The organism is Geodermatophilus sp. URMC 64, from assembly GCF_053502555.1.
In genome coordinates, this window is sequence record NZ_CP199955.1 from 4517177 (window position 1) to 4536746 (window position 19570).

Sequence of the window (19570 nt, forward strand, 5' to 3'; positions counted from 1 at the left end):
GCATGAATGAATTTCTCGCCGAGGATCTCGTCCGGCTGAAGGGCGAGGTGGGAGCGCCGCGACTCTCCCTGTTCCTACCGCTGTCTCCCGGCACCTCTCGATCGTCCAAGGTCCGCATTCGCGCCAAGAATGCGCTGCTGCGCGCGGACAAGGCCATGCGAGAAACGAGCTCGGCGCGACCAGACACGGCACATGTCCTGGGCCTCGTGAAAGAAGCCCTGGATCAGGCACGCCCCATGGGTGGCAACCATCTCGGCCTGGCAGTGTTCGCCGATTCCGAGCGCGTGCGTCGATACGTCGTCCCGCTACGCCTGCCTGAACTGGCGGCGGTGGGAGACAGGTACACGATCGCGCCGGTGCTTCCGGCACTCAACGGGCAGGGTCGCTTCTACGTGCTGACTCTGAGCCAGGATGAGATCCGGCTCCATCAAGGGTCGCCGCTGTCGCTGGAGCCGGTCGAGGTGGAAGGACTGGAACTCTCGGCATGGAGAACCATGCCGCGGCTGCGGACTCCTGAGGTGCATGCGTTCGTCGCCGACCGTGGCGGACAGCGAAGCCGGGCGATCTTCCACGCCGTCGACCGGGAGTCGAATCAGCGCAAGGAGCGGGCGCTGCAGCACTTCCGCGGCACAGATCGCGCGCTGCGCGAGGTGCTGCAACCTTCCGGCGCGCCACTCATCCTGGCCGGCGTCCAGCACCTGCAGGCGCTGTACCGCGCGGTCAACACATATCCCCACCTGCTCGAGGCCGGCATCGACGGCACCGCGGAGCAGACGGACCTCGAGCAGCTGTACCGCCTCGCTCGGGCCGCCGCGGAGCCGGAGATCCGGCGGCACCGGAGGGCCGCCCTCGAGCGCTACCACGAGCTGCGCGGAACCGGTCGCACGGTCGGCACGGTCACCGACGTCCACCGCGCCGCGGTCGAGGGACGTGTCGAGACCGTGCTGATCAACGAACGAGCCTGCTCCTGGCCGTCCGCGAGCGCCGAGCACACACTGCTTCCCTTGGACAGCACGGCGTCCGCCGACGAAGAGATCGAACTGGCCGTAGTGGAGACGCTTCGGCAGTCGGGTACGGCTCTGGTGATCCCCGAGGGGGAATGGCCAGCGGCCGAGGACGTGGTGGCGGTGCTGCGCTACTAGCCGCGCCAGACCGACCCTCTGCTGCGGCTACAGGGTGGCGGGTCGCCTCGCCGCCGACCAGTCCTTCCCGCGCCGGGCGATCACCCCTCGATGTGGAAGGCGTCAAACATCGCCGTGCGTATGCGCGCGCCTCGTGAACGGGTCACGCACTGAATGCCGAATCGAGAGACGACAATGAACCATCCGAGTCCATCTCGGGCCGTCGTTGACTTTGTCGGACTGTGTCAGGGCCTCCCGGCGGACCTCTTCGAGGTTTCGCGACAGCCCGGGGGCGGTCGGCGGGTACTTGTCGTACGCCCGCGACCCGACACGCCCCCTTACCGGTGGGGTTTTGCCTTGCCATTCGAGACCGCTGTCTCTCGGGGCACGTCCCCGTGAGCCCGGCAGCCAGCGCGCTGTACCTGATCCTGGCTCTGATCCTCGCCTCGGTCGGTTCCTGGCTCGTGTTTCCGGCGCATGGGCGGAATGACTCATGGAGACCCCTGCGCGGGCTGCTCCTCATCATGTCCGCCGGCATCCCCGCCACCGTTTACGGAGCGATCTCCAGCTAGCGCCCGCCCGCCGCACTCCCGGCACTCCTCACGGCGCCACGGGATGGTGATGCTCAGCGGGGAGCCGGCCAATAGCGGTGGCCCACGGACGCAGGCGGTCACCCCGGGGTCTCGATCAGAGGAAGCGTCCGAGCGATGGAAGGAGTGCCGACTCCGAGCCCGGCCGGCGTCCGGCAGTCGCCGCCGGCACCGCCCGGTGACCACACCATGGCGCCGACCGCGACGGTGCGAGGTCCGCCCGAGACGAACCGCTCGTGACCACCGAGCACGCTGACCCCTCCCGGGAGTCTCACGGGCCTTCGGTGGCAACAAGAGTATCGTAGTACGATGTATCCTCGGGGCAGGAGGCGGACCATCACGGCTCCGCCGACTCGCTCAAGGCAACAGAAGGAGCCGATCGATGAATGAGCAGATCGAGATCGAGCGGCAAGGCGATCACGAGTTCGTCGTGCGCCTGGGGACCGGCGAGCAGGCCGTGGAGTCCTGGTTCAACCTATCTCCCGGCGTCCTCGGTCAGCTCGGCGTCGCTCCTGCGGCAGAGGAGGACCTCGTGCGACGGACCGCCGACTTCCTCCTGCAGCACCAGGACCTCGCCGATTTCCCCCAGGTCGTCGAGTTGGAGGACGTCCTTGCCGTCTACGACGGATACCGGGACAGCGTGTGCTCCCCGGTCGACGGCTGACGAGCGGTCTGCCCACGGCGCGGCAGGCAGCCGGTGCCGCGCTACCAGCTGCTGCTGAGGACGGGCGCTCCGTGCCCGTTGTGCTCGCCGCGAAGGGCGACCAGCTCCTCCGCGAGCTTGCCGCGCTCCACCGCGACGCGCGGCATCGCAGAGAAACGGCGCTGACCCTGCCCGCGTGGCATGCGGAGACGTAGCACCGCGCAACAGAACCCCTCGGAGGTCAGCGACCGTGGATCCGACCACTGCCGAACTGCTCGTCGATGAGCACGCCGTCCTCATCGAGCAGGTCACCACCCGCACCGAGAAGATCCTGCAAGCCGTGGCCGGACACCGGTGGCCGGCGGACCAGCTCCAGCGATTGATCGACTACCTCCACGACGAACTGCTGGATCAGACGGTCCATGAGGAGCGATTGCTCTTCCCCGCAGCCGGAGGGTGCTCGGCCGAGCAGATCCGTCCGCTGCTCGCCGATCACGCGGCTCTGCGGCGATCGGTGGAAGAACTCACGCGACTGGCCGCGGACGCCGCCCCGACCCCGGACGCCGATCAACTCCTGCGGGTCATGCGATCCCTCCGGCGGATGCTGAGTGCCCACGCGGTGCGCGAGGAGCGTGCACTGGCGCCCGTCACCCTCGACGGGGTCGGGGCTCGGCGCCGTCCGGCGTGGTCACGCACGTGGTACTGGCTGCTCGAGACCCCCGTCCTGGACCTGGACGCGCTACCGGCCTGTTCTGTCGCCGAAGCGGTCACCCGACGACTGGCCCGGCTGAGGGTCGGCGACAGCGTCGAGATCCGATGCAGCAGAGATGCGGCGGCGGTGCGTACGACGCTGGCTCGCCGTAGGTCCGCTGGATTCAGCGAGACAGGCATCACCGGAGGTCCGCAGGAGTGGAGGAGACGGATCACCCGCCTCGAGTGACGCCTTCTGACACGGCTCCGGCTGCGCATGTGGGACGACGACTGGCAGCCGACCGGGCCTCCGCATCGCCGGTCTCGCCGGCCCACAACCCCGGCCAACGGCGGCCCCTGCCGCGCAGGCCATGCAGCTCGGCCGCGCCTGGGGCGCTACCTGGCCACGCGACCCCGACCCGGGCCAGCGCGTCACCGAAGAACAGTCCGTCGGTGACCCGGTCCGCGTGCGCGACGGCATCGGCTGCTCCCCCGAACGCGCGGGGGACGATGCCGGGGATGGCGCCATCCGGCTCCGCCACTGCCCGTCAGCCCTCTGCGTCCTGAGCCGGCGGCCGCCCGTTCTCCTGCCGGGCCCGCGGGTAAGGAATTCCGCCAGCGGTCCGGGTCGTGGGCGAACCACTTGCGGAGCTCGTGGCTGGGCCCGACAGCGGGCAGCCAGCTGTCCAGCCGGAGGTGGTCCCGGCGGATGCCGCGAGGCCAGAGCCGTTCGACCAGGAACCGGCGCCCGCGCACGTCCCGCTCGCGGTCGTTGACGCGGACCAGCGCGACCTCGCCCATGAGCCGCTCCATCCCTCGATATCCCGGTTCAGGCGGCGTCGGTCATGGGACGGCGGGCGCCAGCCCCTGGCCCGGCTGGCCACACCGCCTCGGAGCGGACGACGACCACGGGACTGTGCGCCCGCCGGACGACTGTTCTGCTGACCGAGCCGAACAACCGGGTCCGCAGCGAACCGCACCCGCGGGAACCGACCACGACGAGCGCCGCCCCTCTCGACTCGGCGATCAGCGAAGTAGCCGGATCCCCGGGCAGCACTTTCCGTTCCACATGGACGTCGGCGAACCGGTGGCGCCAGTAATCGAGGACGCGGTCTACGCCGGCCCGCGCGCGGCCCTCGGTGGCTTCGGGGTGTTCACACGCCGCCTCCATGTCGGCGGGAAGGTCAGGTCGCCACGCATGCACCGCCATGAGCGGGATCCCGCGCTGTGCGGCCGCCCGAAACGCGAAGCCGATGGCGGGAGCGCCGCCAGGCGAGGGGCCGATCCCGACGACGACGCGCGGCCTCGTCGCTCCCGAGCGCACGCCCGGCCGAGAACGGACGACGACGACGGGACAGCGAGCGCGGCCAGCCACCTGCTCGGAAGCGGATCCGGAAAGGGCGCTGTGCCTGCCGGTCGAGATGCGGCCGCCGAGGACGAGCAGTGCGGCGTGCCGGCTCAGTTCCGTGAGGACACGGGAAGGACCGCCGGGGAGCAGGAGGGCCGAGAGGTCGAGGTCCGGTGCCACCGACCTGGCCCGCCGCACGGCGGCGCGGAGCAGGTAGGCGGCGTCCGCCGGCGTAGTCGACACAGCATCGGCTACCGGGACCATCACGTACGGGTCGAGGGCGAGGGGTGGGCGGAAGGCATGCACGAGGACGAGTGGCGCGTGTCGCGTGGCCGCCTCGGCGGCGGCCCAGTCGACGGCCTCGTCGGAGGAGGCGCGATGGGCCCCCACCACGACTGCGCCCCGGCACCCGTCTGCGGTCATCTCCCGCCCCTAGCCGGTTGCGGCGCGACAGGCACCACGCCGATCACGTGGCCGTCCGTCGGGACGGCCACCGGTTCCGCGTCGGGTTTCGGCGGAGCGGGCGGCGGTGCCATCGCGGTCGCCGGGGGTTCGCTCGCCCTCCCTGTCCCGAGCTCTGCGGGGGTCGACCGCTCCAGGAAGCGGAGCAGCTCCACCGGGAACGGCAGCACCACGGTGGAGTTCTTCTCCGCCGCCACCTCGACCACGGTCTGCAGCAGCCGCAGTTGCAGCGCCGCCGGGTGGGCGGCCATCACCTCGGCGGCCTGGGCGAGTTTCTCCGACGCCTGCAGCTCGCCCTCGGCGGTGATCACCCGCGACCGGCGTTCCCGCTCGGCCTCGGCCTGCCGCGACATGGACCGCTTCATCGACTCCGGCAGGGTGACGTCCTTGATCTCCACCCGGTCGATGTGCACACCCCAATCGACCGCCGGGCTGTCGAGCATCAGCTCCAGCCCCTGGTTGAGCCGCTCCCGGTTCGAGAGAAGGTCGTCCAGATCGCTCTTGCCGATGATCGACCGCAGCGACGCCTGCGCCACCTGCCCGATCGCGGCCTGGTAGTTCTGCACATCGACGACGACCCGCACCGGGTCGTAGACCTGGTAGTAGAGGACCGCGTCGACCTTGACCGTGACGTTGTCGCGGGTGATGCCGTCCTGGGCCGGGATCGGCAGCGTGACGATCTGCATCGTGACCTTGTGCAGCCGGTCCGCCCCCGGCGCGATCAGGGTCAGGCCCGGATTCCGGACATCTCCGTGCAGCCTGCCGAAACGCAGCACCACCCCGCGCTCGAATTGGGTGATGACCCGCACGCTCGACCCGAGCAGGACGAGGAGCACGACGAGGACGGCGCCCAGCACGTAGATCACCATCACTCGGCCTCGGCGATCCGCCCGGACGGACGAGGCCGCCCCTGTTGCTTCTTCCTGCGCCGGTGTTGCGACCGGTCCCGCCAAGGGGCGGTGCCGACTCCGCGGGGGCCGATGCCACGGTCCGCCGTCCTCAGCGCCGGCCCGAAGCGCCAGAGCAGCCAACCGAGCCCGGCAGCTGCGGCGATCGCCAGCACGCCGGCTGCCGCACCGGCGCTCAGCAGCGTGAGCGCGAGCGTGATCGAGACTGCGACCACGATGGTCGCCGAGGCACGTGATGGGTGACGGCCCCGGGATGGACGGCGCCAGCGGCCGCGCCCTGGTCGAGGCCCTGGTCGCGGCGCTGGTCGAGGAGGCTGCGCGGCCTCGGCGTGGTAGTTGCGCTCGAGTTCGTCCAGGACACGCTGTTCCCGATCGCTGAGCATGACCAACCTCCTCAAGGCGGCCTGTCCGATGTCGGACGGGTGTCGCATCGCAGGAAGTATCGTAACACGATATTCTTGGCCGTGGCAGAGGCCGAGTCCGCGCTCAGGGAGGAGAATCCCTTCGTGACAGTGGAGCGCTCGGAAGCTGGAGAACCGCTCACCAAGCAGGACTTCGAGGCCCTGGCACGCTTTCGCTTCGGCATCCGGCGCTATCTGCGCTTCAGCGAGGAGACGGTCCGCCGCCACGGGGTGACGCCTCAGCAATACCAGCTCATGCTGGCACTCAAGGGCTTCCCGGATCGGGACTGGGCAGTCGTGCGGGAGCTGGCCGACCGCTTGCAACTGAGGCATCACAGCGTCGTCGAACTGGTCAGCCGGGCACAGGGCGAGGGCTACGTGACGCGGACGGCAGACCCGGACGACGCACGCGCCGTTCGAGTTTCGTTGACCGACGAAGGCGAACGGCTCCTGGGGCGGCTCAGCGCCCTGCACCGTGACGAACTCCGCCGGATGAACAGGATCCTCGCGCTGCCCGAGTGGGCGGCGGAGTGACCGACACCCGTCCAGAAGGACCGTTGGCTCGGCCTCGGGGGGCCCAACCCGGCGATCAGACCGCGCGCGACCGCGGCGGCGACGCTCCTCCGTCGGATCCGGCCTCAGGGCGCCGCCAGGTGGGCTGAGCGCGGCGTCCCGGCCGGGTGTGTCGATGGGCGGTGCATCGTGCGCCCCAGGCCATCTTCGCGACCGCCAGGAGGACCGCAGCGTCGGTCGCCGCCTGCAGGCTGTGCCGAGTCGGCGGGACGACGAGACACAGCGTCATCTGCACCCACGAAGGCGGCGGGACTCGCCCACCACGCCCCCGGCCGGCCCTCGGCCGGGACGCGGCGGACCGGATGGGGCGCGCTGCGGGATTGAGCCGGCACCGATCGACTCCAGTGGCCACCACGGTGGGATCAGAAACGACTCAGGCCGCACTCCCGACGGGAGAAAGGACTGGTCGGAGGGGTGGAGCTGAGGGGACTCGAACCCCTGACCCCCACCCTGCCAGGCCGTCATGATCGCGTTCTCGGACGTCCGCTGACGGCCGCTACGACCGCCTGACGTGCCTGTTCTCGCAATCGGCGACACCCGTTGCGGGGCGACGGGGACTGGACACCGTGCGGGGGAACGAGCGAGCGACCTGCGGCTCCGGCGCTGGGTCACCACTGCCCGTGCTCACCTTGCCGCTGCCCGGCAAGGGAGCGGCACTCAGGTTGGCCGGTCGGCCCGCTGTCAGTCCTGCCGTCGGCAAGGCACCGTGAGGTCAGGTTCTTCGGAGGAGCGGAACCCGCCGCCGGGAACCGATGGCGGCCGGACGCACAGCGTTCCGGGCCGCCACCCTCCGCATCGGCTCCGCGATGGGCGGAGCCGCGAGATCTGCTGCCCGCTGGGACAGCGAGGGAGTGCGATCTCGACCGAGCGGTGCACGACGGACACCCGGAAGAGAGGCAACATCGTGGCAGGACGAGTGCAGGGGAAGGTCGTTCTCATCACCGGGGCCGCCCGCGGCCAGGGCCGGGCCCACGCGATCAGGCTCGCCGAGGAGGGGGCGGACATCATCGCGGTGGACATCGCCGCCCCAATCGCCAGCGTGACCCCTGAGTTCTACGAGGCGGCGACGCCCCAGGACCTGGCCGAGACGGTGCGGCAGGTGGAGAAGCTGGACCGGCGGATCGTCGCCAAGCAGGCCGACGTCCGCGACATCGAGGGCCTGACCGCTGCGATCGACGACGGCGTCGCGGAACTCGGTCGACTCGACGCGGTGATCGCGAATGCCGGGATCTTCACGTTCGGCACGGAGACCCACAAGGTGTCCGAGCAGGCGTGGCAGGACCTGATGGACGTCAACCTGACCGGGGTCTGGCACACCGTCAAGGCGGCGACACCGCACCTGCTCGAGGCCGGCGCCGGTAGTTCGGTCACCATCATCAGCTCGCTCGCCGGCTTCAAGGGCCTGGCCAACGTCGCGGCCTACACGGTCACCAAGCACGGCGTCGTGGGTCTGATGAAGGTCCTGGCCAACGAGCTGGGCCGGCACGGCATCCGGGTGAACACCGTCCACCCGAACGCTGTCGACACCCCCATGGTGAAGAACGCGACGACGTACAAGCTGTTCCGCCCCGATCTGGAGAACCCGACGCTGGAGGACGCTGAGCCGGCGTTCGCCGGCCTGAACCCCTTCGGCATCGGCTTCATCGACCCCCTGCACGTGGCCCACGCCGTCCTGTTCCTGACCTCCGACGAGGCCCGGTACGTCTCCGGCACGCAACTGTCGATCGACGCCGGCGCGGCCATCCAGTGAGCGCGGGCGGGTGGGACGGGCACGGCTCGTCCCACCCGCCGGTGCACGCAACACCTTTGACGACAACACGAGGAGGACGACGACGATGGGCAATCCCTGGTTCGAGACGGTGGCCGAGGCACAGCGGCGGGCCAAGCGCCGGCTGCCCAAGGGTGTCTACGGAGCCCTGGTCGCCGGCGCGGAGAAGGGCCTGACGGCGGCCGACAACACCGCCGCCTTCGACGAGGTCGGCTTCGCCCCGCACACCGCCGGCCTGGCCAACGCCAAGCAGATGGCCACCCGGGTCATGGGCCAGGACCTCTCGCTCCCGGTGATGATCAGCCCCACCGGCGTGCAGGCGGTGCACCCCGACGGCGAGGTCGCCGTCGCCCGCGCCGCCGCCGCCCGCGGCACCGCGATGGGCCTGTCGTCGATGGCCAGCAAGCCGATGGAGGAGGTCATCGAGGCCAACCCGAAGACCTTCTTCCAGCTCTACTGGGTCGGCTCCCGCGAGGACATGGCCGCCCGGGTCGACCGCGCCCGCCGGGCCGGCGCCGCCGGGCTGATCGCCACCCTGGACTGGTCGTTCTCCTACGGCCGCGACTGGGGCAGCCCGTTCATCCCGGAGAAGGTCAACTTCGAGGCGGTCCGCCGCTACGCCCCGCAGGTGGCGCTCAAGCCGCGCTGGCTGCTCGACTTCGCCAAGACCAAGAAGCTGCCCGACCTCACCGTTCCGAACATGGTCGCCACCCCCGGGGACCCGGCGCCGACCTTCTTCGGCGCCTACGGCATGTGGATGTCCTCCCCGATGCCGACCTGGGAGGACGTCGCCTGGCTGCGCTCGCAGTGGGACGGGCCGTTCATGCTCAAGGGCGTCATGCGGGTGGACGACGCCCGCCGCGCGATCGACGCCGGCGTCACCGCCATCTCGGTCTCCAACCACGGCGGCAACAACCTCGACGGCACCCCCGCCTCCATCCGGGCGCTGCCCGCGATCGCCGAGGCGGTCGGGGACCAGATCGAGGTGCTCCTGGACGGCGGGATCCGCCGCGGCGCCGACGTCGCCAAGGCCCTCGCCCTCGGCGCGAAGGCGGTCATGATCGGGCGGGCCTACCTGTGGGGGCTGGCCGCCAACGGCCAGGCCGGCGTGGAGAACGTCCTCGACCTGCTGCGCGACGGCCTGGGCGCGGCGATGGTCGGCCTCGGCAAGAGCTCGATCGACCAGCTGCGCCGCGACGACCTCGTGCTGCCGCCCGGCTTCGAACGGCGCCTCGGCGTCGGCGGCCCAGACGCCCCCCTCGGCATCCGGCCGGTTGCGCGCTCGGCCTGACCCGCGCTCGGCGGGGAAGCGCGGATCATGACGGGACGCGGACAGGGCGGGTCCTCGCCCCCGCCCTGTCCAGGCCCAGATGTACTCCTCGGCGATCGCGCCGTTGACCCTCGTGGCCACCGTGACCATGCGCCCCCGCGTTCTTCCCCGACGACGACCGTCCACTCACCGGCGAGAGCTGACCGCGCGCTCCCGTCAGGACGGCAGCTTGCCGGCCTGCAGGCCCAGGACCGCCTCCAGGCGGCGGCAGGTGCCGGCGTCCGGACACGTCCGCCCGGTCTCCCAGCCGTGCACGGTCTGGCCCGACCGGCCCACCGCGCGGCCCAGCGCCACCTTGGTCAGGCCGGCCGCCACCCGCGCGGCGCGCAACCCGGCCGGGACGTCCCCGGAGTCCCAGCGAGCGCCGGCAGGCAGCGGCAGCAGCTCGATGCCGGCCGCGGCGAGCACGAGGGGGGCCGGGAACCGGTACACCGCGGCCATGCGGCGCCCCACCGCCACGGATGGCCGCCGCTCCGCCGCCCGTAGCGGGCGAGGGACCCGATCGCGATCCCCAGGTGCGCGGCCGCCTCGCGCTGCGACATCCGCGCCTCCCGGCGCATCCGCCGGAGGGGCCGCGGATCGGGCACCCGCACCGGGACGCACGGCGCCGCCAGCGCGGCCACGTCGGTGCCCAGCAGTTTCGCGAGCCGGGCGGCGCGCGCGGGCGGGACGGCGATGCCCGCGGTCTCCCACATGGACAGCGTCGTGGCCGCGACGCCGACCGCCGTCGCGAGCGCGCGCTGAGTCACACCGCGCCAGCGGCGGACGGTGGCCAGCGAGGGCAGCGGCTCGCTGTCCAGGCGGGCAGGCGGAGCGGTGGCGAGCGGGCGCTCGATCTCGGGTTCGGCCAGCCCCAGCACCGCCCCAGGGAGGGCCAGCGGTACGCGCGCAACCGCACGCTGATCGCCGCCAAGGCTCACGGCGCCACGTCATGCCGGCCCTCGCCCGCGAGGCAGCCGACCGGATGAGCGCCGTGCTGCTGACAAGTGAGGCAGGGCTAACTGCAACCACGGAGATGGGTGAAACCGCACAGGACGAAGAAAGTCCTGCTCACAAGGGTGGAGCGGAGGGGACTCGAACCCCTGACCCCCACACTGCCAGGCCGTCCTGATCGCGTTCAGGGCGGTTCGCCACAGTTCCATAAGCCGTGTGACCACCGGATCAAACGGCCGCGCACGGCTACGAATGACCGCGAACGCGGCCAACTGCAACCAGAACTGCAACCACCGACGGCGGGCTCACCCGGCAGCAACGACTGTGACCGTCGCCCCTCAGCCGTGGGCCAAGGACTCCCGCTCGTCTCGAGCCGCGATCCGTCTGTAGCTGTGCGTGACCGAGCGTAGGGGTCAGGCCACGGTCGCTCGAGTGCCCTACGCGCCTGAAGGGCCAGCGCCGGGCCGGGCCGGCTCGAGGATGCCCAGGTCGCGACCGAGTCCTTCGAGGAGGTCGCTCACGGCGTCGGCACGGGAGTGCCCGTAGAGCACGAGGTCGGGCCGGACGAGGATTGCATCAGCCTGCATGTCGTCGAACATCCGGCCGTAGACACCGTCGACGTCCTCGACACCATCGGCACCATCGGCGCCCACGACGACGGGTGTGATGCCGACATCGTCGAGGATCTGGCCGGCGCGCGGCGAGAGTCCGGACAGGACGTCGCCGCGCGTGAGCAGGACGAACCTGAACCCGGTGAGGTCGTCAAGGCGCTGCACCGTGCCATCGACGCCGACCCGTCCCTGGCCCGGAACCGTCCCGGCCTGCGACTGCAGCTTGCCCTTGTCCGCTCGCGCGAGCACTCCGTCGGTCAGGACAGGAAACTTCGGTGTCGGTGCCAGCTTCAGCCGGAACATCAGGTCGCGCAGGGTGGCGAGGACAGGGTTAGTGGTGTTGGCGATCTTGCCGAGGGCGCGGGCGTCGAGCATGAGCTTGCGCACGTGCGGCGTCCGTTCGAGCTCGTAGGTGTCGAGGAGGTCGTCACCGGCGACGCCGCGCAGGATCAGGTCGAGCTTCCAGGCGAGGTTCGACGCGTCGCGCATCCCTGAGCACGCACCCTGCCCGAGGTAGGGCGGGTTGGTGTGCACCGCGTCGCCGGCCAGGATCACCCGTCCTTGCTTCCAGCTCTCCGCGAGCCGGCACTCGAAGGTATAGACGAGGACGCGGATCAGTTCGACGTCGTCGGCCTTGATGCCGTGGTACTCCTCGAGCAGTCGCAGGGCGGCCTGCGGCGTCTCGATGTCCTCGGTCTTCTCCTCCGGGAGGACCGCGAACTCGAACCGCTGCCGCTGCCGGCCGATCGGCATGAACATGTAGCCCCGTTTGGGGTCGCAGACCTGCACCGCGTTCTCGTTGAACTTCGCGGGCAGCGGCGCCTCAGGGGTCGTGTCGACGCACAACCAGCGCTCGTTGAAGCCGAAGTCCTTGCGCGGAATGCCCAGGCTCTCCCGCACGAAGCTCTTGGACCCGTCGGCGCCCACGAGGTACTTCCCGCGGATACGGACCTCCTGATCCGGCTCCGCGTCGGCCGCCGGGCTCCGGCGCCACTCCGTACAGATGAGCTGGACTCCGTCGCCGTCCTGGGTGAGCGCCGTGGCCAGGTACCCCCGCAGCAGCCGCACGTTCCCCGTGGACTCGATCCGCTCGAGCAGCGCCTCCTCGATGTGCGGCTGGTGCACCGAGATGTGGTCGTCCCAGACCATCTTCTTGGTGTTGCCGGCCGCGACGTCCAGGAGCACCTGCCCCTTGCCGTTGATCCACTCGTAGTGCGGTGTCACCCACGAGTCACGCAAGGCCCGGTCGACGTCGCAGGAAAGGTTCAGCAGGCGGGCCGTCTCGCCGTCGATGTGGGTCAACCGGGGCTTGCCGTACAGCGTCGGCCACTTCTCCACCAGCACCACGGAGTGGCCGAGCCCACCCAGTAGCGATGCCAGCGTCAGCCCCGTGGGGCCCGAGCCCACGACGACGACGTCGGCCTCGATGTCCTGCATGTCCACGGTCAGACCTCTTTCTCGGAAGCGCGCTGGGGCGTCAGGTGGTCGGCGAACCAATCCGCGACCACGGAGTCGCGTTCGGGGGCGTGGTTGTAGAGCGTGTGCTCGCCGTCGGGCCACTCACGGAGCTCGCCGCGGGACCCGGCCGCTTCGGCGAACGGTGCTTGGACGGCGGCATCGGGAATGAGGGGGTCGGCGCCGCCGTGCAGGACGAGGACGGGGCAGTCGATGCGGTGGCGGGCGGGATCGAGGCGCAGCGTGTCGAGAACGCCGGTCAACTGCTCGTCGTCGTCGGTGCCGAGCGCAGCGGCGAACTGCGCGCGAGCCATGCGGAACGGCGGCAGCTGAGGAGCGGGCGGGGCGCCGTTGACGACGCACGCCCCGACCCGCCGGTCCTGGGCAGCGAGGTGGGCGGCGAACAGGCCGCCGAAGCTGTTGCCCTGGACGCCGATGCTGTCGCCGAGCCGAGGGTCTGCCTCGACGGCGTCGAGGAAACGGGCAAAGCCCTCGGCGACCTGCGCGTCGACGTAGAGCCCGTCGACGAGCCTCGGCTCTCCCTGCCCCGGCCCCTCGGCGAGCAGGCAGGCGAGCCCGCGGGCGGTGAGCGCCTCGGCGGCGCCGAGATAGGCGGCTCCCCAGCCGGAGAGTCCGCCCCAGACGACGACCGTCGCGTCTGCTCGGCCGGACGGCGGCAGGCAGAGCCAGCCGACCAGCCGCCCGTGCCGGTAGGGCACCTCCACCCGCTCGATGGCCGGCTCGTTCCAGCGGGCGACCTGGGCGACGTGTCGGACGTAGCTGCGGTAGAGCTCCTGCTTGAGCGGGGTGTCCGCGTTCTCGGCCATCTGGGCGAACAGTGCCGCGCCCATGGCCCAGCGGGCGGACTGCGCCGCGGTGAGCCGATGCCCAGCGGCGAACGCAAGCTCCCCGGCGGCACGGCGCGCGTCGGCCAGCTCGGTCGCGACGTGCGCCCACTCGCGGCCGGCCGCGGTGCCGGTGAGCAGGGCCCGGGCGTCGGCCGCGTTCATGCCGCAGTCGACCAGCCTGGTGTAGGGCATCCCTCGGTGCAGCGCTGCCACGGCGGGATCGAGCAGCGATGCGTTGTCGGCCAGGTCGTGCACGCCACGCGCCTTTCGTGCAGCCGGGGATCGCCGGCGGCGGAGCAGCGCTGCACTGTGGCCGCGCCCACGAGAAATGTGAGCGATAGTTCACACACTTTGGCGAGGGCTGTCAACCCTCGCCGCTCAGCGGGCCGTCAGCGATGTCTCGCCGAACCCAGCCGTCTCGAGCAAGTAGGCCGTGACCGCGACGCAAAGCTGGTCGATCAGCTGGTCCCACGACAACGGGCGGCTCGACTCCAAATGCTCACCGTGGATGACGCGGTGCGCGCAGCCGGCATAGGTGAGCCGGTAGGCGAAGTCGATGGCCGCCTCGACGTCGGGATGGTGGCGCAGTGCAGCGGCGGCCAGCATGACCGTGTCCCGGAAGGTGCGAGCGCCCTCCATGCTCGCGGTGGCCCCCTCCTCCAGGACGACCGGATTCTGGGTTCCGAGCAGCATGAACACCCGCAGCAGAGGCGCGTGCGCCCGGAAGGTCTCGGCCACCCCGGTCACCGCGGCGGCGATCACCTGGGCCGGCGGCGTCGCAGCGGTCAGCCCGGTGTCGGAGACCCGCTGGCGGAACTCGGCGCGGAAGTCCTCGGTGAACCTCGCCTGGATGGCTCCCAGCAGTCGTTCCTTGTCGCCGAACCGGCGGTAGACGCTGCCCACCGCCACCCCGGCGGCCGCGGCCACGGCCGCCACCGTGAGCGCCTCCGGCCCACCTTCCTCGAGCAGGCGGGTGCCGGCGACGAAGATCCGGTCCTGGGTGACACGACTACGTGCCTGCAGCGCCGGCGGCACGATCGACGGGTCGCTGCTCACAGCCGCAGCCTACGGGCGGGGTTGACCCGCGTCACCATTGATGTGAACCTCTCCTCACATCGAGGCGGCGCGGAACCGCCACCGATTCAGGGAGGGCGGCGATGGGAGCTGACGCGGCAACGCGGGAGCTGTTCAGCGAAGATCGGTCGGCGGACGTGGTCGCCGCAAGTTTCGAGGCCACGCCGGATCCGCGGCTCCGGCAGGTGCTGACGTCGCTGGTGCACCACCTGCACGCGTTCGTCAAGGACGTCGAGTTGACCGAGGCGGAATGGGGCGTCGCGCGCGACTTCCTGACCCGCACCGGGCAGATGTGCTCCGACGTGCGGCAGGAGTTCATCCTGCTTTCCGACGTCCTGGGCGTCTCGATGCTGGTCGAGACGATCAACCACCGCACCGGCGGGACGTCGACCGAGTCGACGGTGCTGGGCCCGTTCCACATGGTCGAGTCGCCGCGGCGCGAGCTCGGTGACGACATCAACCTCGACCGCAAGGGCACCCCGTGTCTGGTGTCGGGGCAGGTCACCGGCCCGGACGGCGAGCCGCTCGCCGGCGCGTCGGTGGACGTGTGGCAGGCCAACGAGGAGGGCTTCTACGACGTCCAGCAACCCGGCATCCAGCCGGCGGGCAATCTGCGCGGGCTGTTCACCACCGACGACCAGGGTCAGTTTTGGTTCCGCTCGGTCGTGCCGCGCTATTACCCCATCCCCGACGACGGCCCGGTTGGTCAACTGCTGGCCGCGACCGGTCGGCACCCCAACCGGCCGGCGCACCTGCACTTCATCGTCGCCGCTCCGGGCTACCGACCGGTCACCACGCACGTGTTCGTCGCCGACTCCCCCTACCTGGACTCCGACGCGGTGTTCGGGGTGAAGGAGAGCCTGGTCCGCGACGTGCCCGAGGTCGACGACCCCGCCCGCGCCGCCGAGGTCGGGCTGGCCAACCCCTTCCGTGCCCTGACCTTCGACATCACGCTGCTGCGTGAGCACCAGGCACCGCCGGCGGACCCCGAGGTGGCCACCGTTCCCGGACCGCCGTTGTGACCCGCGCCTTCACCTACACCGCCCTGCCCATGCGGGTGCGTTTCGGCGCCGGCTCGCTGGCCCAGGTGCCCGACGAGGTCGCCGCCCTCGGGCTGACCCGGGTACTGGTGCTCTGCTCCCCGGAGCAACAGAACACCGGAAAGCTGGTCGCCGATGCGCTCGGCGACCGCGCCGCCGAGGTGCTGCCGGAGGCCCGCATGCACGTCCCGGTGGAGGTCGCGCATCGCGCTCGCGCACTCGCTCGCGAGCTCGGCGCCGACGGCTGCGTCGCGGTCGGCGGTGGCTCGGCGGTAGGCCTGGGCAAGGCCATCGCGCTTGAGCACGGGCTGCCGGTGATCGCCGTCCCGACCACCTACGCCGGGTCGGAGATGACGCCCATCTGGGGCGTGACGGAGGGGGGCACCAAGCGCACCGGCCGCGATCCGCGGGTGCTGCCGGCCAGCGTGCTGTACGACCCCGAACTCACCCTCACGCTGCCGTCGGCCCTGTCAGCCGCCAGCGGCATCAACGCGATCGCCCACGCGGTCGAAGGTCTCTACGCGCCGGACGCCTCGCCGATCGTCTCGCTGATGGCCGAGGAGGGCGTCCGTGCCCTGGCCGCCGCGCTGCCCGCTGTCGTCGCCGACGGCGCCGATCTCGACGCCCGAGCCGAGGCCCAGTACGGAGCCTGGCTCTGCGGCGCTGTTCTCGGCGCGACCACCATGTCGCTGCACCACAAGCTGTGCCACACCCTCGGCGGCACGCTCGACCTTCCGCACGCGCAGACGCACACCGTCGTCCTGCCGCACGCCCTCGCCTACAACGCGCCGGCCGCACCGCAGGCGGTCGCCGCGCTCTCTCGCGCCCTGGGTGTGGTCGGCGATCCGGCCAGGGGCCTGTGGGAGCTCGCCGGCAGGCTCGGCACACCGCGGTCGCTGCGCGAGCTCGGCATGGCTGAAGCCGACATTCCCAGAATCGCCGAGCTAGCGGTCGGAAATCCCTACGCGAATCCCCGCCCGGTCACTCAAGAAGGCATCACCGCACTTCTCCGCAGTGCATGGACCGGCGACCCACCGCGATGAGCTAGCTAGCAGCCGCGGCGAGGGAGGCGCCACCTCAGCCGCCCGACGGCTGGTCCGGGGCGTTCTGTGCGGCGCTGGCGGATACGGCCGCGACCACGAGGTCGGTGAAAGCGCTCAAGACCAAGACCGGCGGTGGAGCTGAGGGGACTCGAACCCTGACCCCCACTGCCAGGCCGTCATGATCGCGTTCGCGGCGGTTCACTGCCGTTCCGTATGCCGGTTGACGTGCACTCATGGACGACCACGAACGTCTGCGCACATTCGCGGACGGCCCGAACTGCGACCACAACTGCAACCAGCCCTGTCGGCCTCGAGCCACGCTCATCAGTTGCCTTGGCTCGGCGCCATCTGCGCCGCCTGGCGCAGCGCTTCGATCATGCTGCCGACCTCGGCCTTCCCGGTCCCGGCGATGTCGAAGGCCGTGCCGTGATCCACCGACGTCCTGATCACCGGGAGACCGACGGTGATGTTCACGCCCGCCTCGATACCGAGCACCTTGACCGGGCCATGGCCCTGGTCGTGGTACATCGCGACAACGAGGTCGTAGTCGCCCCGGCCAGCGACGAAAAAGGCGGTGTCTGCTGGCAGCGGCCCGCGGGCGTCGATGCCGTCGGCTTGCAGCCGCTCGATCGCCGGGACGATCTTCTCCTCCTCCTCGCCGTAGCCGAACAACCCGTTCTCGCCGGCGTGCGGGTTGATACCGCATACGGCAATCCTCGGCGACGAGACGCCGGCCCGGATGAGCGCCTCGTGCCCGCGGCGGACGGTGCGCTCGACCAGGCCGGGCTCGATCCTGGCCACTGCGTCGAGCAGGCCGATGTGCGTCGTCACGTGGATGACTCGGAGCCGCGTTGAGCTGAGCATCATCGACACCTCCTCGGTGTCGGTGAGGTGCGCCAGCAGCTCGGTGTGCCCGGGAAAGACGTGACCGGCGGCGTGGAGCGCCTCCTTGTTGAGAGGCGCCGTGCAGATCGCCTGGACGCGACCCTCCATCGCCAGCTCGCTGGCCACCCGGATGTACTCGTAGGCGGCGTGGCCGGCAACCGGGGACAACCTGCCCCACGGCAGGTCGGCCGGCAGCAGGTCGAGATCGATGACGTTCACCCGGCCGGGCGGGAACTCCGCCTCGTCGATCGAGTCAACGGCGACCACGTCGGCGCCCACATCGAGGATCTTGGCTGCCGCCCGGAGGCGGCGCGCATCCCCGACCACGACGGGCCGGCAGAGCTCGGCGATCTCAGGGGCGGCCAGGGCGCCGACGACGATCTCCGGGCCCACGCCCGCTCCGTCGCCCATGGTCACGGCGATGATCGGTCGAGGGGCTGCGTCGCTGGTGGGGGTGCCGGCCGGTGCGGGGACAGCGTTCATGGTGTGCCTTCCTTCGAGCCTCGGACCGAGGCGGTCGTCGGTGGTGTGGTGACGGGGCCGATGGAGTGCAGCGCCGCGAGCATCGAGAGCAGGGAGTCGGGGCCTCCGAAGCTGCCCGGCCGGGTGACGACACTGGCACCGTCGGGCATCCGGCAGAGGACGGCACCGTGGTGCACCTGCCCGAGCGGAGTCAGCCGGGTGACGCCGAGGGCGTCGAGGACCCGGCGTGCGGTCTCGCCACCGGTGAGCGCCATGTCGACGGGCGCACCGATCCTGGCCAGCGCACGCGCGACGAGGTCGCTGAGCCCAGCTGACAGACGCCGTGAATCCGCGGGGACGAGCGGTGCCGCCGGGTCGGGGCGGACGACGACCGGTCCTGCGGCGACCGCGGTGGCAAGCTGCTCGACCGCGCCCGAGTCGGATGCCGGCGCCAGCAACGCGGCGGTCGGCAGACGCATCTCGTATACGCCGGCGTCGACCAGGCGCGCCACCTGCTGCGCGACGATCTCCTCGGCGGTGCCCACGACCAGCAGGGGGCCGCGGCTGTCCGGTCGCGGCGGCGGAGGTGCGCCGGGCGCGGCTGACCAGGTGCGCCCGAGGGCAGCCGCGAGGCCGGCGGACCCGGCCAACGCGACGTCCGGCAGATCGGGCGACAGCGCCGCCACCGCAGCGACGACCGCCTCCAGATCGGCATCCGTCTCGCCGTCGCAGATGGGGACAAGACCGGCGCGGAGTGCGTCGGCGATGGCCATGGACAAGTGGTCCGACCGCACGGCCTGCAGGTTCAGCGCCACAGTCCGCAGCGGCGCGCAGGCCACCGCGACCGTGTCCGGTGCGGGCACCCCCTGGGCCGCCCAGGCACGCGTCTGCGAGAGGGGCGCGCCGTCGATGCTGAGGATGCCGTCGCGTACCACCCGGTGGAGGGCGGGCAGGGCGGGGGCGAGGACCACGCCACTCCGGGCGTGCAGCACATCGAGTCGCGCCGCCACATTTCCCCGCAGCAGGGAGTCCAACTTGGCCAGCACGCGCGGTGCCGGCTCCGTCGTCGTCACCGCGCTGAGCACGGTCCTCGCCCGCGAGGCTGCTGCCGCAGGCGTCTGCTCGCGGTCGTCGAGGTCGACGACGAGCACGTCGGCGTCGGCGGGGAGATCGTCGGCCGGCGGGGCGAGAACCAGTTCGGTGCGCAACGTGCGCGACATGAGCACGGATGCGGTCTCCGCCGCGCCGGAGAGGTCGTCGGCCAGGACGAGCACCCCGCGGGCGTCTTCTGTTGTCAGCGCCAAGCCTGCTCCCTCCATCCTCGCGCGATCCCGATCCACGCTGGATTGCCCGAGCGGACAGCCCAGGTACTCCCCCATGACGAC

Annotated in this window: 18 protein-coding genes and 1 pseudogene; 8 read left to right on the top strand and 11 right to left on the bottom strand. The window is 71.2% G+C overall.

What is annotated here, in order from left to right:
* The first annotated feature begins 2 nt into the window (after nt 1–2).
* The 3 genes from ACWIYF_RS22060 (at nt 3) to ACWIYF_RS22070 (ending at nt 3294) form a co-directional block, all read left to right on the top strand.
* Nucleotides 3–1142 carry a baeRF3 domain-containing protein gene (locus ACWIYF_RS22060; RefSeq protein ID WP_448624967.1) on the top strand — a complete coding sequence of 380 codons (1140 nt, stop codon included), beginning with the start codon at nt 3–5 and terminating at the stop codon, nt 1140–1142.
* Nucleotides 1143–2093: 951 nt separating this feature from the next.
* On the top strand, nt 2094–2375 hold the full coding sequence (locus ACWIYF_RS22065) for a hypothetical protein (RefSeq protein ID WP_448624968.1): 282 nt from the start codon (nt 2094–2096) through the stop codon (nt 2373–2375).
* 229 nt (nt 2376–2604) lie between these two features.
* Nucleotides 2605–3294 (top strand): hemerythrin domain-containing protein, encoded by a 690-nt coding sequence (locus ACWIYF_RS22070; RefSeq protein ID WP_448624969.1) that lies wholly within the window; start codon nt 2605–2607, stop codon nt 3292–3294.
* Nucleotides 3295–3476: 182 nt separating this feature from the next.
* Here the strand turns inward: ACWIYF_RS22070 and ACWIYF_RS22075 are convergent, their stop codons facing one another.
* The 4 genes from ACWIYF_RS22075 to ACWIYF_RS22090 are packed head-to-tail and all read right to left on the bottom strand — an operon-like array spanning nt 3477 to nt 5977.
* The gene (locus ACWIYF_RS22075; RefSeq protein ID WP_448624970.1) at nt 3477–3857 is read right to left on the bottom strand and encodes a DUF488 domain-containing protein; all 381 of its coding nucleotides are present in this window, start codon (nt 3855–3857) and stop codon (nt 3477–3479) included.
* A 16-nt stretch (nt 3858–3873) separates the two neighbouring features.
* On the bottom strand, nt 3874–4815 hold the full coding sequence (locus tag ACWIYF_RS22080) for a universal stress protein (protein WP_448624971.1): 942 nt from the start codon (nt 4813–4815) through the stop codon (nt 3874–3876).
* Nucleotides 4812–5723 (bottom strand): slipin family protein, encoded by a 912-nt coding sequence (locus ACWIYF_RS22085; protein ID WP_448624972.1) that lies wholly within the window; start codon nt 5721–5723, stop codon nt 4812–4814. Before ACWIYF_RS22085 ends, ACWIYF_RS22080 begins: the two co-directional genes overlap by 4 nt.
* Nucleotides 5723–5977 carry a hypothetical protein gene (locus ACWIYF_RS22090; RefSeq protein WP_448624973.1) on the bottom strand — a complete coding sequence of 85 codons (255 nt, stop codon included), beginning with the start codon at nt 5975–5977 and terminating at the stop codon, nt 5723–5725. Before ACWIYF_RS22090 ends, ACWIYF_RS22085 begins: the two co-directional genes overlap by 1 nt.
* A gap of 249 nt (nt 5978–6226) precedes the next feature.
* Between ACWIYF_RS22090 and ACWIYF_RS22095 the strand changes: the two genes are divergently transcribed.
* From ACWIYF_RS22095 to mftD, 3 genes are all read left to right on the top strand, one after another.
* Nucleotides 6227–6697 carry a MarR family winged helix-turn-helix transcriptional regulator gene (locus tag ACWIYF_RS22095; RefSeq protein WP_448624974.1) on the top strand — a complete coding sequence of 157 codons (471 nt, stop codon included), beginning with the start codon at nt 6227–6229 and terminating at the stop codon, nt 6695–6697.
* Nucleotides 6698–7652: 955 nt separating this feature from the next.
* Entirely contained in the window at nt 7653–8486 is an 834-nt protein-coding gene (locus ACWIYF_RS22100; protein ID WP_448624975.1) for a mycofactocin-coupled SDR family oxidoreductase, read from the top strand.
* Nucleotides 8487–8571: 85 nt separating this feature from the next.
* A complete protein-coding gene (gene mftD / locus ACWIYF_RS22105; protein ID WP_448624976.1) occupies nt 8572–9795 on the top strand; it encodes a pre-mycofactocin synthase MftD in 1224 nt (407 codons plus the stop codon).
* A gap of 195 nt (nt 9796–9990) precedes the next feature.
* Here the strand turns inward: mftD and ACWIYF_RS22110 are convergent, their stop codons facing one another.
* From ACWIYF_RS22110 to ACWIYF_RS22130, 5 genes and pseudogenes are all read right to left on the bottom strand, one after another.
* On the bottom strand, nt 9991–10275 hold the full coding sequence (locus ACWIYF_RS22110; protein WP_448624977.1) for a helix-turn-helix transcriptional regulator: 285 nt from the start codon (nt 10273–10275) through the stop codon (nt 9991–9993).
* A gap of 179 nt (nt 10276–10454) precedes the next feature.
* Nucleotides 10455–10754: pseudogene (locus ACWIYF_RS22115) on the bottom strand (helix-turn-helix domain-containing protein); the annotation flags it as partial.
* 450 nt (nt 10755–11204) lie between these two features.
* Nucleotides 11205–12815, bottom strand: a complete 1611-nt coding sequence (locus ACWIYF_RS22120; protein ID WP_448628785.1) for a bifunctional 3-(3-hydroxy-phenyl)propionate/3-hydroxycinnamic acid hydroxylase — start codon at nt 12813–12815, stop codon at nt 11205–11207.
* An 8-nt stretch (nt 12816–12823) separates the two neighbouring features.
* Nucleotides 12824–13936, bottom strand: a complete 1113-nt coding sequence (locus tag ACWIYF_RS22125; protein ID WP_448624978.1) for an alpha/beta hydrolase family protein — start codon at nt 13934–13936, stop codon at nt 12824–12826.
* Nucleotides 13937–14059: 123 nt separating this feature from the next.
* The gene (locus tag ACWIYF_RS22130) at nt 14060–14737 is read right to left on the bottom strand and encodes a TetR/AcrR family transcriptional regulator (protein ID WP_448624979.1); all 678 of its coding nucleotides are present in this window, start codon (nt 14735–14737) and stop codon (nt 14060–14062) included.
* A 101-nt stretch (nt 14738–14838) separates the two neighbouring features.
* Here ACWIYF_RS22130 and ACWIYF_RS22135 point away from each other — a divergent pair, with 101 nt between their 5' ends.
* On the top strand, nt 14839–15777 hold the full coding sequence (locus tag ACWIYF_RS22135; RefSeq protein WP_448624980.1) for an intradiol ring-cleavage dioxygenase: 939 nt from the start codon (nt 14839–14841) through the stop codon (nt 15775–15777).
* Nucleotides 15774–16838: a maleylacetate reductase gene (locus ACWIYF_RS22140; RefSeq protein WP_448624981.1), complete on the top strand. Its 1065-nt coding sequence runs from the start codon at nt 15774–15776 to the stop codon at nt 16836–16838. Before ACWIYF_RS22135 ends, ACWIYF_RS22140 begins: the two co-directional genes overlap by 4 nt.
* 324 nt (nt 16839–17162) lie before the next feature.
* On the opposite strand, the gene pdxA is transcribed toward ACWIYF_RS22140, so the two are convergent.
* Nucleotides 17163–18206 carry a 4-hydroxythreonine-4-phosphate dehydrogenase PdxA gene (gene pdxA, locus ACWIYF_RS22145; RefSeq protein WP_448624982.1) on the bottom strand — a complete coding sequence of 348 codons (1044 nt, stop codon included), beginning with the start codon at nt 18204–18206 and terminating at the stop codon, nt 17163–17165.
* Entirely contained in the window at nt 18203–19564 is a 1362-nt protein-coding gene (locus tag ACWIYF_RS22150; RefSeq protein WP_448624983.1) for a four-carbon acid sugar kinase family protein, read from the bottom strand. Before ACWIYF_RS22150 ends, pdxA begins: the two co-directional genes overlap by 4 nt.
* Nucleotides 19565–19570: the final 6 nt, after the last annotated feature.

Excerpts from the sequence above, each read along its gene's own strand:
- pdxA (WP_448624982.1), bottom strand. The coding sequence starts at position 18,206 with ATGAACGCTGTCCCCGCACCGGCCGGCACCCCCACCAGCGACGCAGCC.
- ACWIYF_RS22080 (WP_448624971.1), bottom strand. The coding sequence starts at position 4,815 with ATGACCGCAGACGGGTGCCGGGGCGCAGTCGTGGTGGGGGCCCATCGC.
- ACWIYF_RS22120 (WP_448628785.1), bottom strand. The coding sequence starts at position 12,815 with ATGCAGGACATCGAGGCCGACGTCGTCGTCGTGGGCTCGGGCCCCACG.
- mftD (WP_448624976.1), top strand. The coding sequence starts at position 8,572 with ATGGGCAATCCCTGGTTCGAGACGGTGGCCGAGGCACAGCGGCGGGCC.
- ACWIYF_RS22075 (WP_448624970.1), bottom strand. The coding sequence starts at position 3,857 with ATGGAGCGGCTCATGGGCGAGGTCGCGCTGGTCCGCGTCAACGACCGC.
- ACWIYF_RS22135 (WP_448624980.1), top strand. The coding sequence starts at position 14,839 with ATGGGAGCTGACGCGGCAACGCGGGAGCTGTTCAGCGAAGATCGGTCG.
- ACWIYF_RS22150 (WP_448624983.1), bottom strand. The coding sequence starts at position 19,564 with ATGGGGGAGTACCTGGGCTGTCCGCTCGGGCAATCCAGCGTGGATCGG.
- ACWIYF_RS22060 (WP_448624967.1), top strand. The coding sequence starts at position 3 with ATGAATGAATTTCTCGCCGAGGATCTCGTCCGGCTGAAGGGCGAGGTG.
- ACWIYF_RS22065 (WP_448624968.1), top strand. The coding sequence starts at position 2,094 with ATGAATGAGCAGATCGAGATCGAGCGGCAAGGCGATCACGAGTTCGTC.
- ACWIYF_RS22085 (WP_448624972.1), bottom strand. The coding sequence starts at position 5,723 with ATGGTGATCTACGTGCTGGGCGCCGTCCTCGTCGTGCTCCTCGTCCTG.
- ACWIYF_RS22110 (WP_448624977.1), bottom strand. The coding sequence starts at position 10,275 with ATGGCCGCGGTGTACCGGTTCCCGGCCCCCCTCGTGCTCGCCGCGGCC.